The organism is Stenotrophomonas sp. YJH_SMC_37, from assembly GCF_059370035.1.
In genome coordinates, this window is sequence record NZ_JCAFTG010000013.1 from 25,523 (window position 1) to 41,774 (window position 16,252).

The following is a 16,252-nucleotide window of genomic DNA, read 5'->3' on the forward strand; positions in this document are numbered from 1 at the left end:
TGCATCAAATGGCAGAGCCGCTGCGTAGAAATCGCGTGATCACACGACCACTCCATCACTTGGACCACTACTTGCCTTGGCCGGCCGGGCGGGATGGCTGCGGCCCTAAAGCGTGCCCGGTGCCGCATGCGGAGGCGATCTGATGGCGCGGATGCGGAAAAAGGCCGAGCTGCCGCAAAAGCTATGCGCACGTTGCGCGCGGCCATTTACGTGGCGACGCAAGTGGGCGCGTGAATGGGACAGCGTGCGCTACTGTTCTCAGCGCTGCCGTCAACACCGATAAGGAACCGGAAAGTGGGCAAGCGGATTTTGTTGGGCGGTGCCACCGGCCTGGTCGGCCAAGGCGTGGTGCGCGTGCTGCTGCAGTGCGACCAAGTGGAAGCGGTGAGCGTGCTGGTGTCGCGCCCCTTCACCGCCCTCGATCCCCGGGTGCAGGCGCTGCAGCTGACGGATTACTCAACGACGCGCTGGACGGTCTGGACCTGCGCGGCCTGGACGCCTGCTTGTATTGCGGCGGACCGCGGCTATTTGGAATGTCGGAGGCCGTCTACCTCGAGGCGACTGTGGCGACCCTGGAAGGGGTCATTGTGGGCCATGCCGCGGCCAATCAGGCCGGCTATGTGTCCTTCATCTCCGGCATGGCGGCCGATCCCGGCAGCAGGATGATGCCCCTGCAGGTCAAGGGGCAGGCAGAACAGGTGCTGGCTCGCTCGGGGCTGGCCCATACCAGCCTGCGTCCGGGCGTGTTGCGTCCGGTGCTCGGGGTGGCCTCGCCGCATCGGCTACGCCGTGGCCTGTATGCCGTGGGAAGCCCCGTGCTGGCGCCGGCCGCGGGTATCTGCCCACAGGTTTTCACCAGCACCGAGGCGATTCGCCGATGCGTGCCGCGGCTGGTGATCAATCGGCTGCAGCGGCCGGACTTAATCAAGAACGCCGATATCGCCCAGCAGGCTGGCTGATGCGGCAGGCCAGATGGCGCCTTTGCGCTATAGGAGATTGACTGTATTCACTGCTTTTACTGCGCAGCGAATAGAACGCATGCCATTACCTTTTTTGCATTCCTGCCGGTGCCGTAGCGCAGCGTCCTGCTGAGGCGGATCGCTATCATTGACGGCTTCGGTAAAACTACGGGCAAGACGTCATGAAGAGCGCAGCGGTGATATTGCTGGGAATAGTGCCGGTGATGGCGTCGGCTACTGCGCAACTCACCGGCCCGCAGCGGTTGCGGGCTGCCCGCCGGGAAACGGCCGAGTAGCTGCGGTTTCCGTCGCGCGATGGCGCCTTCTTCACCGGCACTCAGGTACGGGTTGTGAAACAGCTGCACGGACGGTTCGATGGTATGCAGCAGCGGGGGGGCGCGGGATGACACAGGCATCGGACGATGCACTATCCTACGCCGTAGCACCCGGGCAAAGCTGCTATCTGGCCATTACGGTTTCAAGACCTGACGATTTGCAATGGTATGTCGAAGGGGTGATACGCCCTTTGGATTAGGGTCGCATGCGTGCCGCGCTGCACGGCGACACCGAAGCATGACGATCGGCCTTTGGCGAGCAGACAGCACGGGTATGAGCCGAAATTGAGCACGACGCGTGTGCAGATTTTTGCATAGACAGAATTTTGAATCGTCCCGGTTTGAAGGCGGCCATCATTGTGGAGCATGTCCGTTCCTGGCCATAGGCTAACGTCGGCTGGGTAGGGGATTGGGGTGTTTATCGAGGTTAGGGAAGAGGTCTGCTTGGGGCCAAAAAGACGCGTGAAGGACGCGTGAATGGTGCATGGGCTCGCGCGCGCAAGAGTGGTAGCGCAGTTCACGCCACCTCCCTCTGAGTGCTCCATCATTCGCGGAGGAGGTGGGAAGTACATCATCCAGGGCGGTCCCAATGGCGAACGGCTGGCCGCGCTGTACGCCAAGTCTTGGGTCGTGGCAAGCTGGTCGCCATGAAAAGCGATCAAGCTAGCCTGCCCGGACGGACACGAGTGGTTGACTCAGTGTTCGAATTCGAACTGCAAGGCCGCACGCTCTACGTGGACGCTGAGCACGTACCCCAGTGCGTAGAGCTGTGGAGAACCGGGCAATACACGCAACTCGGCATTTCGGATCACGAGAATCCTGGCCTCAAGAGTATCGACTTCATTGAGGCGTTCTTCCCTGTGGCTGATTTTCACTTGATGCTTTTCGACAAAGTCGATTTGTCCGTTCTGGGAGGAAATGCCGAGTGGCTGAAGCATTTCTTCACCAACGCGGGGCCGAATGCCATCGACGACCTTAGTCCCTTCACTAAGCTCGAATCACTAGGCCAACCATGGAGTAGGAAATTTCGCGTCGACGAAAGCCTCGGACGCTTGAAGGGCTTGGCACTGGGCGGATTCAGTCCAGCATCATGTGACATCACCGAATTGTCCGTCCTGCCCGCGCTGGAGAAGCTCTCGCTCTATTTCAATAAGCTGCAGAGCTTGAAGGGGCTCGAAACAATGCAAGGTCTGCGCGAACTCTTCGTCGGTTTCGCGCCGAAGCTGGAGTGCATCGACCCAATCTGCGAGCTAAACGAGCTCCGTGAACTGCGTTTCGAGCACTGCAAGAACGTCCGCGGTTTTGCGGACCTGGTGAGGGGCAAACATATGGTCAACCTGATGTACATGAAATGCTCGCCTCTCGATCACGTGCGGTTCGTCAGCCGATTGCGCTCTTTGCAGAGGTTTGTTTTCTTGGATACGAACGTGCTCGATGGCGACATGGCGCCGCTTGTGGATCATCCGACGCTGGCGCACGTAGCACTAACGAAGAAGAAGCACTTTACGCTCAGTGAACGGCAGATTCTTCAGCGGTTAGGTGATCGCGAAGGTGGGGTTAGGGCTCGGATGGCAAAGTTGAATCTCAAGAAGGCCGCCGCTGAAGCTGCAGCGGAAGCGCAGTAGTTCCGCCGTACAATGGCGCACTGAGCATGAGCCGGGACGAGCGGGTGACATTGCTGAGTGCGTTCGCATTGGCGGGCGAGATCATTCTCATTGGGCACTACGCAGGCAAAGTTGCTGCCCGGCGCGTCACGACACTTCAACTTCTAGCAGTTGCCCTGTTTACTTTATGCGCCATGCCATTCGCCGGAGAGTCGATACCGGCCTTCTCGTGGGTGTGGCTGGGGGCCGCGGCGAGTTTGGGCGCCGCCAGCATGTTAATCCAGTTCACCATGAACTGGGCGCAGAAGACCGTTTCACCTACCCGGGCTACCGTAATCTATGCCAGCGAGTCGGTATGGGGTGGGATCATCGGCCGGATCGCCGGTGAGCGCCATCCTGGTCTCTCCATTCTCTGGGCCGCGCTTATCGTGATCGGCGTGATCGTCAGTGAACTGAAGCCCAGCAAATGGAGGCGATGGCGAACGCAGGAGGCAGTCGGGCCGATCGATTAGATCGCACACAAGCCGGTCGCTCCAGCTTCAAGGCGGTGGGATGCAACAACAGGAAAGCATCGAGGTGCCACAACCCGACCAGAGTGGGAATGCTCTTGTGGGCGATCAAGTGACCTGACGATGTCCGCTTCCGGCCGGGAGGGGGACATCGACGGGGCAGGGGATTAGGAGGATTTATCGGGGGTAGATCGGAGCCTTCCGAACCTAGCGGATATCACGCCCAGATATGCTGGTGGGGGTAGATACCAGAAGGCTGATCTTTCGGGAGGTCCTCGTCAACTTGGCACCTGCAGCTTGTCCCGTGTAAACAGGCTGCAGAGTCACTGCGCATGGAGGATTCAGTCAAGAACACGCTCCAGGCCAACCCTGCGATCGCGGCAGAAATGGCACGAGCCTGTTCGGAATCGTGCAACGCAGGAAGGTCGACCGAGTACACGAAAATATCTCTAGTCGCACGCATCTGGTCGACCAAAACTCTCTTCGCCACCCCACGCTAAAGATTTCAGCCGATGTCCTCTGTCCCACTGCGTGAGTCCTTCGGACAGCACTGATGCAATACGCTCGGGTGGCATAGCTTCCGCCGAATCCATCGGGTTGGACCCTCTGGCAAGGGGTAGATACAGTTCGTAGAAGCAGAATTCATGGCGATGAAGCATGACCTCAAACTCCGGGCCAACGGTGTCCGGCATCTCCAGCAATTCGTCATAGCTGAAGCCGCCCGAGTTAATGCGGCATAGAACTGTATCTAGTACCGAGAAAAATGTTTCAGTCCCCCTGTACCACTCTCCTCGTAGTCTTTGTTCCCTAAGGAGCATGTGCAGGAGCTTTTCGAGACCTCTAACTTCTTCCCTGTACTCGGATGCGATAGCGAACGCATGAGCGATCCTGAACGGGCAGCCGGTCTGAACCTCCGAAATCCTTCGCTTAAGATTGCATGTGGTCCCAACTTTTACATATGTCTCTGAAGGCCCATGGCATGCGATCAGATAGACGTAGTAGATGTCCATGCCGTCCAGCATAGCGGGCGATCTCGAATGATATGAATTCTATTAGCATCAGCTGTCAGAAGCAGCGTGGCGATAGAGGCCGTTCGTCAACAATGCGGCGGATAGTCATGTGTTACAAGCATCTTCCTTCGCCGTCCATCCGAAACCGGACCGCTGGATCGGCTTGCTTTTGGCGCACAAGCTAGTAACTTCGACGACTGCTCCTGGCCGGAAGCAGACATGGGAAGGGCAGGGGATCAGGGAGATTTATCGCGGCCGCCAATCAAATTAGCGATCGGCAGAATTAGCGCTCTGCTGCTGCCGCGAGGTCGCCAGAGGCAGCCGCAGCGGCGGTCAAGCACAAAAGTGGCCGCGTTCGCCAGAATGCGGTCATTTGTTCGTGCCGGCCCGAAGGGCGACGCGGCGCTCGGCCCGGCCGCCAGGCCGATCCCGGGGCGCGCGCCGCGCAGCGAGGTAGCCTTGCAGGCGGTCCCTTCGCACTGGATTGACACGCTTGCGCCGACGGTAGCGGCATCGATCGTGAGCGACCATGGCCCCGCGCAGCGGGCTGGATACCACCTTGGGCGAGCTGCGAGCGCAGCTGCGTGCCGCCGGCAGCCCGGCGGGCAGCGATCTCGACTATCGCGCTTGGCAGGTCCAGCTCGTTGCGGTGGAGGGCCGGGCGGAGCCGGACGACATCGCTTACTTGCAGGGCAGGGCGCAGGCGATCCTGGGCCAGTCGGGCTGATTCCGGCCAAGGTAGGTCCGTGGGAGGTGGCCAGCGAGGTGATCAAAGGAATTGGGCCGTCGGATGGGTACTTCGGAACCCAGCCGGCGGCTATCACCACGCCCATCGCTATCCGCCCGAGATCGGCGAGGATGGCGAGCCGGTCGCGGCCGGTGTGTTGACGCTACTGGATAAGCGCGACGCGCTGGACTACTGCGACGGACTCAATGCGGAATGAAACGCGCGAGCTAGACCGCGCCGGGTGTGGATATCACGCGAGCTTGCCACAATGGGCTCGGAGGGCTTTCGCCGCTTCGATCGCACTGCTCTGCAGGCTGCCAAAGAAGCCGGCCGCAAGATAGGGGCTGTTGACAGGAATTGCCTCGAAGCTGGCCAAGCGCATGGCTCCTTCCGCTCCCAAGCGAAACCTCCCGACCGGGGTCCAGAAGTTCCAGAACCCTTCGGGACCCTGGCGCATCAATCGCCTGTGTCCGAACTCCATGGCGATGAGCGCTTCCAGATCGTCGAACAAGCGGCCGCCCTCGTGGCCCGTGAACCCGATATCGCCGGCCTCACGCTCCATAATTGGGGCGATGTAATGGCTTGCAGGCGTTTCCCAGCGCGTGGTCGTGTTGAGGAATCGCCAATCAGTTATTCCGTCGTAGGTGGTGGGCGGCAGGACGTGGAGCAGGGCGCGAGGCTCCCGGTCCTCTGCGATGGTCAGGTCGAACACCCGCTTCACGGTGGCGTAGTCCGCAGCGGCCAGCGCGCCCGCGCAGTACCAGTAAAAGCATAGGGTCGCCGGAATACGCTGCAGCGCAATCCAATGCGTGTACTGGACGCCGTCGCGGTTCACGCCTTGGGCCAGGCGCACCAGCGTGCGCTCTGCCTCGAAGCGCGCCGCAGCAGATCCCCATCTGCCGCAGACCAGGAAGATCCGCCGCAATCGTTCGGTCGCTGCGACGCACTGGTCAACGAAAAGGCGGGCCTCTTCGTGCCCGTTGCCCTTTCCATACTGCGAGAAATCGGTCACGTGGACACCAGGGGCCTCGGCCTCGCTGAACAGCAGGTCCGACCATGCGACCCGCTGCGACTCGTCGCTGCACAACCGCTTCGCCAGCGCCACCAGCATCCGGACGCTGGTCGGGTGCGGCCGGTCGGCCTCGGCGAGGGCGGCAAGCGTGGCTTCCACCTTGGAGAAGAATGCATCCGCGCCAGCGATCGGAACCGTCCGGGCCTTGCGTTGCTCGATCAGGGCGCAGGCCGCCGCAGCTGGCTCGCCCCGGGAGGCCCAATAGGTCGGGTAGCGGCGATTTGGCGCACGCGCGATAGCCTTGCGCAATGCCTCGTCCCATTCGCCTGACCAGCCGCAAACGATCAGGCCGAAGTCGTCAAAAATCCGATCCAGCAGTCCGTTGATCGGCGCGCTGTATGCAGCCAGCTCCGAATCGATGTTGCGAATGCGCGTGTCCAGGTAGTCGCCGTGGACCTTCATGATGGTGCACGGCGAATGGATCAGCGGCACGGCACCGGTCAGCGTGTCGTCGCTGCTGATGACGGTTGGCTGGATTCCTTCGGCGGCCAGCGCCTGCTCCAGCAGTCGGTCGAAGTTAGTAGTGACGATCACTCGTACCGCGCCGCGCGCCACCAGTCGCGCGATCGCGCGGTGGGCAGCGGTAGGCTGCCGGCCGTCCTCTCCGTCCCTTGCCTCGATGTAGGCCTGCAGGATGGCGCGGCGCTCGTCGGGAGTGGATGCGACCGCGTCCAGCAGTGCCGAATAGTCCGGATCAACGCCCAGGTTCTCACGGCACCAGGCCGCAGGGTCGTCGCCGGCGTTCTGGCCGCGCACCGCGGCCACGCGCTTGACCAGGTCCAGGGTAATTTCCCAGCCGGTGGGTATGCCCGCCGAGCGGGAGAGGCCGGATCCCAGCAGAAGCGCGCACGTTCCGGGCGCGTGATGCAGGGTGAGGGTCAGGGCATCAAAGGGGTCAAGCTCGAGCACGGGAGGTCCTTTCGGCGGGTGGGCTGCGAATCATCCATGCGCCGGCGGCGCGGACGGCCAAATTCTAAGGCAGCCCAGCCTGGCCCTAGGGGCGCCTCGGACAGGCGGAGGACGAAATTTTCGTCGCGCAGCCGGCGCGCCTCGACCCGCTCTGCCTCGTACCTGCGAACCGGACAAGGCTATGATCAGGGAAATAGGCCAGCACAGGGGTGTGCGCAGTGATCACGGGGCTATCCATTCACCGATACAAGAGCTTCCATCCAACGACAGCTCCCCCCATCGACTTTGAGGCGATCACGCCGCCCCAGCCCGTCTTTCTCTACGGCATCAATGGCGCCGGAAAATCAGCTATCGGCGAGGTGATCCAAGGACTGGCTGGGAAGGAAGCAGAGTTTGCTCACTGCTCCTTGCAAACTAGCAATAACGCTGACTATCGAATTCTCGTCTACAACCAGCGCTTCGTGGATAAGGTAATCCGCACGGCCGAGGGTGTGCCCGGAATCTTCACCATTGGCGTCCAAGACGCAGCCATCCAGGCAGAGATCGAAGAGAAGCAAGCCGAAGCGGAAAAGCTAGAAGGCCAATCCGCGGCGTTGGACGCGAAGATCCAGCAAACGATTGACGCAGGTAAGGCAGTTCGGGAAATTGCCATTACTGGAGCTTGGAAGGCGCATTCTGACCACGATCAAGGGCCATTCCGGGACTTGATGAAGGGCTTTCACTCTGATCGCCAGAAGTTCTTCGAGGAGCTGGACACTTGCACCGTTGCTGACGATGTAGAGCTGGACGGCCTCGATCGCCTAAAGCAAAGACTGGCAGACGCCAACAGCACGGAGAGCTCCCAGCACACGATTTCTCTCGATCTAACTGGACTCGCTATCGTTGAGGCTGACGCCATCTGGGGCGAGGCAATTGCCGTCTCTGCGACCAGCCGTCTGGCCCCGCTCATCGAAAAGTGGGGCAATAGCGATTGGGTGGGCCAGGGGCGAAAGTTTACGCATGATCCAGAGTGTCCGTTCTGTCAGCAGCACCTGCCCCCTGGCTTCGCCGAAGATCTAGCGTTGCTACTGGACGGAGACAGGCAATCGAAGCTCGACCGGGTCCAGTCGCTCTCTGACACCTATGCCCAGCGTGTTGCCGAGATCGAGGTGGCAGCTAAGACCATGCTCGAACAGACGTTCTCCAAGGAAGAACCGGGACTGGAGCAGGCTTGGGATCTGTTTCATGCGCAGATCAAGGCTAACGCCGCCTCGATGGTGTCGAAGATTGAAAAGCCGGGCGAGAGTATTGTGCTGGAAGCCAGCGATGCTGAGGGTTTGGCGAAGGCGATCGCTACCGTGAACGAGCGGATCACCCAGTTCAACCTCCGAGTTGCGGATCGAGCCGCTGAGCGTGATCGCATCAAGACCATGTTCTGGCAGGTCATGCGCAGGGAGCGGGCGCCCGTCTATGACACATACAAAGCGGGCAAAGACCCGCTAGTGGAGGTGCTGAGGAAGGACAAGGAACAGAAGGCGGAGACAACCAAGGCGCTGACGGCTGTCGCCGCACGGCTGAAGGAGCTCCGTCGTGTGCAAAGCGGTGTTGCTGCGTCGGTGGATAAGATCAATTCGCGCCTCGCACGGATGGGGATTGCGTCCTACTCGATTGCCAGGAAGGCCGGCGAAGGGAATTTGTATTGTTTGGCGCGCCCCGGGCAAGCCGAAGGAGATATGACGTCCCTGAGCGAAGGCGAGAAGACTCTCATTTCCTTCCTCTACTATCTGGAATGCCTTGGCGGCTCAGACACCGCCGAAGCCGGCGCTGTCGATCTCGGGAGGACCATTGCGGTCATTGATGATCCTATATCCAGCTTGTCTCACAATTTTGTGTTTGACATTGCCTCCATCATCCACGGAGAGCTGATCAAGCCTGAAGATGGAACGCCCAGGCCGCGCCAGGTGATCGTCCTGACGCACAATCTTTTCTTCCTGCACGAAATTCTTCGGCAGACGATCGGCGGATCCGATCTTGCCAAGGCATCAAAGAAGTGCCAGCTCCTGCGTGTTGTGAAGTCCGAGCACACCAAAGTCGTGCCCATGAAGGCTGCCGAGCTCATGAACGACTACCAGGCGCTGTGGCAAGTGCTACGAGACGCGCGCGACTCCAACATGCCTGCGATCATGGTACCCAACGCCATGCGTTGCATCCTCGAACACTTTTTCTGGTTCACGCATCAAGAGGATAAGTTCAAAGAGGCCTTAAAGAAGGTCGGCGACGAAGACGCAACCTTCGCTCCCTTGGCGCGCTACCTGGATCGAGGATCACACAAGGATGGGATTAACATCACGGTGATGGACTTCAATCAATACGATCTGAACTACTACTTCACCAAGTTCCAGGCTGTGTTCGTGGCCGCAGGTTTTGGTGATCACTATTCGGCAAATATGGGCGTGACAGAAGAGCCATCCGCAGCGTAGGGAAGACAACCTCTCGTGAAGCGTCCTGGTGCTGGACTCCGGCCTTTGGGCGCACCGGCGAAGCTGCCCGGTCCAATCGACCAACAGGCCGACACGCTCGCATTAAGCAGCATCTTCAACGACACTCACTTCATCGACTAGCCGCAATAGAGATGTCCCTTCAGTCTTCAAGCAGTCGAGCGGCGGGGTTAGCTGTGGCTCCGCCGGCCTGAAAATACCCCATGACGCTCGACACCGACCGGTGCTCGGTCAGCTGCATGATCGCCGGCAGCGCGACCCCTTGGCGGCTGGCCTCGGTCACGAACCCCGACCGTAGGCTATGCCCCCCAAAATCCCCCTCCAGCCCGGCCAGGCGCGCCCGCCGCTGCACGATCTCGCCTACCGCAGCGGGGGACAGGGCAGGGCCGATGCGCTGCTTCCAGAGCCGCCGGAAGAGCGCTCCCTCGGTGATGCCTGCCGCCTCCAACCAATCCTGCAGGGCGAGGGCCGCCCGATCCAGCACCGGCTTGTCCGGGGTCGAGGTGGCGGTAATGCCGGCCTGCTGGGTCTTGCTGTGCTCGAGCCGGTAGATGTAGTCCGCCTCGCCGATCCGGCGCAGGTCGCGTAGGTCGGCCGCGGCAATCTCACTGCGCCGGCGTCCGCCGCTGGCAAACCCAAAGCAGAGCAGGGCGCGGTCGCGGATCCCTTCCAGGCTGTCATCGCAGGTGTCCAGCATCGCCTCGAGCTCAGGCAGGGTGATCGCGGTCTTCTTGCGCGGACGCTCGCCGCGTTTGACCGCGGCGCGGGCCGCGCGGCTGAGCACGGTCCGGATCGCTGGCTGCTCGCAGGGGTTCGCCAACTGCTTGAGCCTGTGCGCGGTCGACAGCACCGCGACCCGATGCCGGACGGTGCTTAGGGTCCAGGGACCCAGCTTGGCCTTGAGGCCGGCCGCCACCAACGCCCGGTCAATCGCCGGCGGCAGTTCCCAGGCCAGCTCGCCGTCGGCGTTGCGACGGGTGACATGGTCGACCACAAACTGCAGCACGATCGCCTCAGGCACCGGCAAAGTCATCTCGATGCCATAGCGCGCGGCATGCCAACCGGCCCAATAGCGCAGCGCGCTGGCGTAGCTGCGGGTGGTATTGGCGGCGGCTGCCTCAGCGAGCAACTCACGCACCGCGTCAGCGGCTTGTTGCGCCAGCTGTTCCGGCAGCACCAGATGCTCGACGGTCTGGACGAGAGCGGCACTGTTCGAATTATATTTCATAGTATGTAATGTACACTACGATAAAGTGGCCGTACCCGCGATAATCATCACTTATCACGAGTACGTTATCAGCAGAGTAGGGTGCCAGTACAGGAGACTTCGCATGGCCCGCGGCATCACCGAAACTGACGTCCATACCGCTGCCGACGAGTTGGTCGCCAAGGGCGAACGCCCAACCGTAGAGCGGATCCGGGCTCACCTGGGGACAGGCTCGCCGAACACGGTGACCCGCTGGCTGGAAACATGGTGGAACCGACTTGGCACTCGCCTGCAGCCAGCGCGTCCGGACCTGGAAGATGCGCCAGCGGTGTTGGTAGAACTCGCCGGGCAATGGTGGGAGTTGGCGCTGAAGCATGCCCAGGAGGCCGCCCGTCGAGAGCTTGCATCGTCCGAGCGGGCCCTAGCTTCCGAGCGTGATGCGCTGGAGGTCAGTTCCCGACTTGCGGCTGAAGAGCTGGCGCAAATGCGTGCAGAGCGTGACGTTGCAATCACCGGGGAGAGAATTGCAACGACCCAAGCTTCAGAGCTACAGCACCTGGTCGACCAGCTTCAGCTACAGATCTCTGAACTTGCAGAGCAGCGCGACCTCGAGCGTCGAAGAGCCGACCGAACCGAGACAGCGAGACAGCAACTCGACGTCCGGCTTCACGAGGCCCTAGAGACGGCGAAATCTGAGCGGGAGGACTGGACCGAGTACGTCAGATCTGTCGAGAATCGAGCGCTCAGCGATGTGGATCGAGCCCGCCAGGAGGTGAAGGAACTCCAGGTGCAGCAAAGCAAGGCATCCGAACAACACAGGGCCCTTGAGAAGCAGCTGCGTCAGGACATCCAGGCCGCCCAATCAGCGGCCGCCACGGCTAGTCAGTCTGCCGATATCCTGCGCGGCAAATGTGACGCGCTTGAGGGGCAACTTTCAGGGCTTCGAAATTTGCCAGCGCAGCTGGAAGTGGCGCTCAAGCGATCCAAAGAAGTTCGTCCGCCTGCGGCTCGCAGACGCCCAAAACAATAGCGCTGTGCCGCCTTCCAGGGCACACGAAAGAACGGGCCGGCTTCATTTGCGCCGGAGGCCAGTTCGCTGACTCCGCGCAAGTCGCGTTCTGCGAGCTAGCCAGGCAGCCCAACAGACGAATGAGACCGCAAATCCGACGATTACCATGGCAACCAGCATGATCTCTCGATCAGTGTCGTTCATTGAGGGAGTCTCGGAAGTTGAGCCTTAGCATCTATGCCATGGTACCTGACGCTTCGGAGTGCAAGTGCGGGCGCGATGGCTGCATTTGAAGTTCTTTCGAAAGAATCCTTAGCTTGAGCCCGCCCAAGCGCGGGCAGCATGGCTGCATCTTGGCTTGAAGCACTCGGCATGCCAGGCCGGAATAGGATCGTAGGATGATGAGCAAAGGCTCATGTTCTAAAGGCGCTGTGTTCGAACACGTAACACTTTTACCTGGCGCTTGGTAACAGATTTACCTGGTTCGTCAGGGAGGCAAGACCCAAGCCAGAGCCGGAGCCATTGCCACGCAGAACCGACAAAGCCCATCACCGACCGATACCGCATTTCGCATAATGTATATTATGTTCATTACGCCATTGCCCGATCCAGGCTCCACCAGTCACGCCCCTGATCCACTCCAGGCGCCGGCCTGATTGTCAGTGATTCGATCACTGCCAACCGCCCTTTGGGCTTCCCTCAACCTCTGCAGGAATGGCAAAGGATCTTGCGGATCTGACAGTGGCCGGTAAAGACGGCTTTGCGGGCGTAGTTTTGCCGCTGATCTTGCCTTGGCTGCACGCCAGCCTGGCAAGAGCGCTTTCGCCGATTCGGCACCAACGACCGAGGCCTCAGGAGCACGTTCTGGCACCCCAGCCGTAGCCGCTCACTGGCCGTGACGCGTCACGCTATTCGGCTCGTTCCATGCCGGCGAGCTCCATGCCATCTAGGCGCGGGCCCGCGTCGATGCGCTGAGGATGAGGGACATCCTCAGGAACTGTGCAGCCAGCCTCGGCTGGATATCGCCGGCCACGTGCGACCAACGCATCGCATCACAGGAACCGGTGCATCACAAAGACGTCCACCAGCCCCAATTCCCGGTGCCGAAACGCCTGTGGCAGCGTCCCCACTACCGCAAACCCCAGCTTCCGATACAACGCCACGGCCGGGCCATTGGTACTGACCACGTAATTGAACTGCATGGTCAGGAACCCTTCCGCCCTCGCCCGCTCCAGGCTGTGTTCCACCAGGGCCCGGCCCACACCTTGCCCTTGTGCCGGCGCATCCACCACATACGTGGCGCTGGCCACATGCGCCCCCAGATCAGGGAAGTTCGGGCCCATCTTGTACATGCCCACCACTCGGCCCTGCAGAACGGCCACATAAGGTGTCTGCGACAGGAACCAATGCGCGCGAAAGGTTTCGACCTCAAAAGAGGAGGCAAAAGGCAGCGCATCCTGCGCCGCAATGGCCGTCTTGAACATGCCCCACATCGCGCCGAAATCGCCTGCACGGGCGGGCCGGATCTCCATGCGTCTCCTGCAGATCTGTGGTGGTGACCAGGCCGGACACTACCAGAATCAAGCTTCCGCCCCGTAGCCGCTTCACGCGCCACCGCCGTCGGCTACGCAATAGTTGTGGAAATTCCGGCCCTCAGAGCAGTAGATGCCTCCTGTTTCCGTGCACATCCCGCACCGGCTTCGACGGTGGCGCGTTCCTGCCTACGTCCTGCTGGGCGTCTACCTGCTGTACCTGCTGGCCGGCAACATCTTCCTCAATACCCCGTTGTTCGATCAGGTCACCAACCGCAAGCCGCACAAGTTCGTGATGACCACCGGCCCGGCCATCACGCTGCTGCCCGGCCATGTCATCGCCTGGAACGTGCACATGCGCGGCCACGTGAACCACACGGTCTACGCGCTGCATGCCGAGCGCGCCAGCGCCCGGTTGGCGGTGCTGCCCCTGTTCCAGCGCGAGGTGCGGGTTCCGCGCTTGCAGGCGACGGGGGTTTCCGCCGAGATCAGCCGCGTCGAAGAAGCCATCCCGCCACCGCCGCGCAGTGACCGCGGCTGGACCCTGCGTTTCGACGCCATCCACAGCGACAGCATCCGCAGCGCACGCTTTGGCAAGCTGCTGATCATCGGCAAGGGCCACGGCACGGTGGGCTTCCTCAAGCAGCTACGCGGCGGGCCTTCGGAGCTCTTCGAGTCCGAAGTTGCGTTCGCCGACGCGGACACCAGCTATGACGGTGTGCAGTTGCTGGGTGACATGAATCTCAGCGCACGCTTCAGCTATCCGCGCCACTATCGGGACCAGGCGCCTGGTCTGGCCAAGCTGAAGCTGCTGCATGCCCAGCTCGAGGTCGACGCCCGCAGCCAGGGCCTGCGCATGGACACGGATGCCACAACGCCGAAGATCTCCAGCGCGCCCATACCCGGACGCCTGCAACTGGCGCTGCACCTGATCGACGGCCAGCTGCAGCCCGGAGACCGCGCAATCTGGCAGGTGCCGCTCTACCTGGGTGACGGCGCCCCCGGCCGCGGCGTGCTGGCCCTGCAGCTCAATGTGGCCAACGACCTGCGCCTGCAGGCCCGCCTGCCGCCCAAACCCGGCTCAGGCAGCGAAGTGGATGCGAATCTGCGCGTCCGTGGCCGGGACGTCCCCTTCCAGCAGCCCGCCCAGCTGCTGGAACGCAGCTCTGGTACCGTGCGCGGCGAATGGACGTTCACTTCGCTCAACTGGATCCCTGCCCTGTTCGTCCGCAAGCCGTGGCTGCAGCTGGACGGCGGCGGCACGCTGAAGGCGGACCTGCGCGTGCGCAACGGCGAACTGATCGAAGGCAGCACCGTGGACATTCCGGCCGCCGAAGCCGTGGCCGAAGTCGCCGGCGTACGCCTGGCCGGCACGGCCAGCGCCCATGGCGAACTGAAGGCCGGCAGCCCCAGCCAGGCACAGCTGGCTGTCCGGCTGCCACGATTCACTGCGCAGCCAACCGATGCCAAGGACGTGCGCCTGTTCGACGGCCGTGATCTGGCCCTGGACCTGACCGGTGATGGTCGCCTGCAGGAGTTGCGCAAAGGGGTACGCGCGCAGCTGCGCTTCAGTGAAGCCACCATCCCTGATCTGACGGCCTACAACCGCTACCTCGGCTCGCCGCAGGTGCGGCTGCTTCAAGGCACCGGCAGCCTGAGCGGCGATGCCACGCTCGACACCGATGGACGCGTCGGTCATGGCACGGCCCGGCTGTTTGCGCGCAACGCCAGTGCCAAGGTGGCGGGACTGGAAATGGGCGGCGATATCGGCGTGAACGCGACCCTGCGCCGCGGTGACTTCAATGAACGTCATTTCGATCTCTCCGGCACCACCGTGGAGCTGCGCAATGTGCAGGTGGCCGGTACAGAGCGCCCAAGTGCATGGAAGGGCCGCGTGGCCTTCAAGCGTGGCCGCATCGATGCGCAGTCGCCCTTTCAGGTCGATGCCACCACGGATCTGGATCTCAGCGACGCCCGTCCGTTGCTTGCACTGTTCGCAGAGCGCACCGACTACCCGCGCTGGACCTTGTCGCTGCTGGATTCCGGACAGGTACAGGCACAGGCAACGCTGCGCTGGCGCCCAGGCCATCTGGTCATCGATGGACTGCAGGCCGAGAACGATCGCCTGTCGGTACGCGCGCGGCTGGATCTGCTCGACCAGCGCAAGCGCGGGGACCTGTATCTGCGCTGGGGGCTGCTGGGTGCGGGCATCGAGCTGGACGGTGACCAGCGCCAGTGGCACCTGGCCAAGGCACGCGAGTGGTTTGATCAGCGGCCTTCCCTGCTGCCAGCGAGCCAGGGAACGGGCGCCGCAGGTTCATCGGACTGAAGGCCGACAGCCTGCATCCATTCGCTGCCCCTGTGCGTAGACAGGCCGCATACGTATCAAGGAGCTGCACGGTATGAAGCGGAGTTCACAGGTTTCCGGACTTCTGGGATGGGTGGCGATCACCTTCGTCGCGGCAACCCTGGGGGCGTGGGCGTCCACGTCCGCAGCAAGCTTCTACGCCAGCCTTGCCCTCCCCGCATGGGCACCACCGGCCAGCGTCTTTGGCCCGGTGTGGACACTGCTCTACGCCATGATGGCGGTTGCCGCGTGGCTGGTCTGGCGCGAACGCGGTTGGCGCGGCGCACGGCCCGCGCTGCTGCTCTATCTGGTGCAGCTGGCCGTCAACGCGCTATGGAGCTGGCTGTTCTTCGGCTGGAAGCTGGGCGCGCTTGCCTTCGCCGACATTCTTGTATTGATCGTGTTGGTGTGCGCGACGATCGTCACGTTCGCGCGCATCCGCCGGCTTGCGGCGGTGCTGCTGCTTCCTTACCTTGCCTGGATTTCGTTCGCCTCGGCGCTCAACTTCGCCGCCTGGCGGGCCAATCCCGGGCTGCTGTGACACGCGGATCCAGC

Annotated in this window: 13 protein-coding genes; 9 read left to right on the forward strand and 4 right to left on the reverse strand. The window is 62.0% G+C overall.

The features are described 5' to 3' along the window. Positions 1-151 precede the first annotated feature (151 nt). From AC5P8J_RS16655 to AC5P8J_RS16670, 4 genes are all read left to right on the forward strand, one after another. A complete protein-coding gene (locus AC5P8J_RS16655; RefSeq protein ID WP_198422137.1) occupies positions 152-283 on the forward strand; it encodes a DUF2256 domain-containing protein in 132 nt (43 codons plus the stop codon). A gap of 250 nt (positions 284-533) precedes the next feature. Next, positions 534-959 (forward strand): SDR family oxidoreductase, encoded by a 426-nt coding sequence (locus AC5P8J_RS16660; RefSeq protein WP_353949940.1) that lies wholly within the window; start codon positions 534-536, stop codon positions 957-959. A 1,033-nt stretch (positions 960-1,992) separates the two neighbouring features. Beyond that, positions 1,993-2,919: a leucine-rich repeat domain-containing protein gene (locus tag AC5P8J_RS16665; RefSeq protein WP_184013679.1), complete on the forward strand. Its 927-nt coding sequence runs from the start codon at positions 1,993-1,995 to the stop codon at positions 2,917-2,919. A gap of 26 nt (positions 2,920-2,945) precedes the next feature. Continuing rightward, positions 2,946-3,410 (forward strand): EamA family transporter, encoded by a 465-nt coding sequence (locus AC5P8J_RS16670; RefSeq protein WP_495216971.1) that lies wholly within the window; start codon positions 2,946-2,948, stop codon positions 3,408-3,410. A 446-nt stretch (positions 3,411-3,856) separates the two neighbouring features. On the opposite strand, the gene AC5P8J_RS16675 is transcribed toward AC5P8J_RS16670, so the two are convergent. Next, on the reverse strand, positions 3,857-4,417 hold the full coding sequence (locus tag AC5P8J_RS16675) for a GIY-YIG nuclease family protein (protein WP_262233085.1): 561 nt from the start codon (positions 4,415-4,417) through the stop codon (positions 3,857-3,859). A 529-nt stretch (positions 4,418-4,946) separates the two neighbouring features. Here AC5P8J_RS16675 and AC5P8J_RS16680 point away from each other — a divergent pair. Continuing rightward, positions 4,947-5,144: a hypothetical protein gene (locus AC5P8J_RS16680; RefSeq protein ID WP_053496141.1), complete on the forward strand. Its 198-nt coding sequence runs from the start codon at positions 4,947-4,949 to the stop codon at positions 5,142-5,144. Between the two features lie 250 nt (positions 5,145-5,394). Here the strand turns inward: AC5P8J_RS16680 and AC5P8J_RS16685 are convergent, their stop codons facing one another. Then, a complete protein-coding gene (locus AC5P8J_RS16685) occupies positions 5,395-7,125 on the reverse strand; it encodes an SIR2 family protein (RefSeq protein WP_053496139.1) in 1,731 nt (576 codons plus the stop codon). A gap of 218 nt (positions 7,126-7,343) precedes the next feature. On the opposite strand from AC5P8J_RS16685, the gene AC5P8J_RS16690 reads away from it, so the two are divergent. Continuing rightward, the gene (locus AC5P8J_RS16690) at positions 7,344-9,584 is read left to right on the forward strand and encodes an AAA family ATPase (RefSeq protein ID WP_495216972.1); all 2,241 of its coding nucleotides are present in this window, start codon (positions 7,344-7,346) and stop codon (positions 9,582-9,584) included. Positions 9,585-9,744: 160 nt separating this feature from the next. Here the strand turns inward: AC5P8J_RS16690 and AC5P8J_RS16695 are convergent, their stop codons facing one another. Then, entirely contained in the window at positions 9,745-10,830 is a 1,086-nt protein-coding gene (locus AC5P8J_RS16695) for a site-specific integrase (protein WP_495216973.1), read from the reverse strand. Between the two features lie 103 nt (positions 10,831-10,933). Here AC5P8J_RS16695 and AC5P8J_RS16700 point away from each other — a divergent pair, with 103 nt between their 5' ends. Continuing rightward, entirely contained in the window at positions 10,934-11,839 is a 906-nt protein-coding gene (locus tag AC5P8J_RS16700; RefSeq protein ID WP_069138563.1) for a DNA-binding protein, read from the forward strand. 1,031 nt (positions 11,840-12,870) lie between these two features. Here the strand turns inward: AC5P8J_RS16700 and AC5P8J_RS16705 are convergent. Continuing rightward, entirely contained in the window at positions 12,871-13,350 is a 480-nt protein-coding gene (locus AC5P8J_RS16705; RefSeq protein WP_111102689.1) for a GNAT family N-acetyltransferase, read from the reverse strand. 133 nt (positions 13,351-13,483) lie between these two features. Here AC5P8J_RS16705 and AC5P8J_RS16710 point away from each other — a divergent pair, with 133 nt between their 5' ends. Both AC5P8J_RS16710 and AC5P8J_RS16715 read left to right on the forward strand, forming a co-directional pair. After that, positions 13,484-15,679 carry an AsmA family protein gene (locus AC5P8J_RS16710; RefSeq protein WP_227854240.1) on the forward strand — a complete coding sequence of 732 codons (2,196 nt, stop codon included), beginning with the start codon at positions 13,484-13,486 and terminating at the stop codon, positions 15,677-15,679. Between the two features lie 73 nt (positions 15,680-15,752). Next, positions 15,753-16,238: a TspO/MBR family protein gene (locus AC5P8J_RS16715; protein ID WP_495216974.1), complete on the forward strand. Its 486-nt coding sequence runs from the start codon at positions 15,753-15,755 to the stop codon at positions 16,236-16,238. The last annotated feature ends 14 nt before the right edge of the window (positions 16,239-16,252 follow it).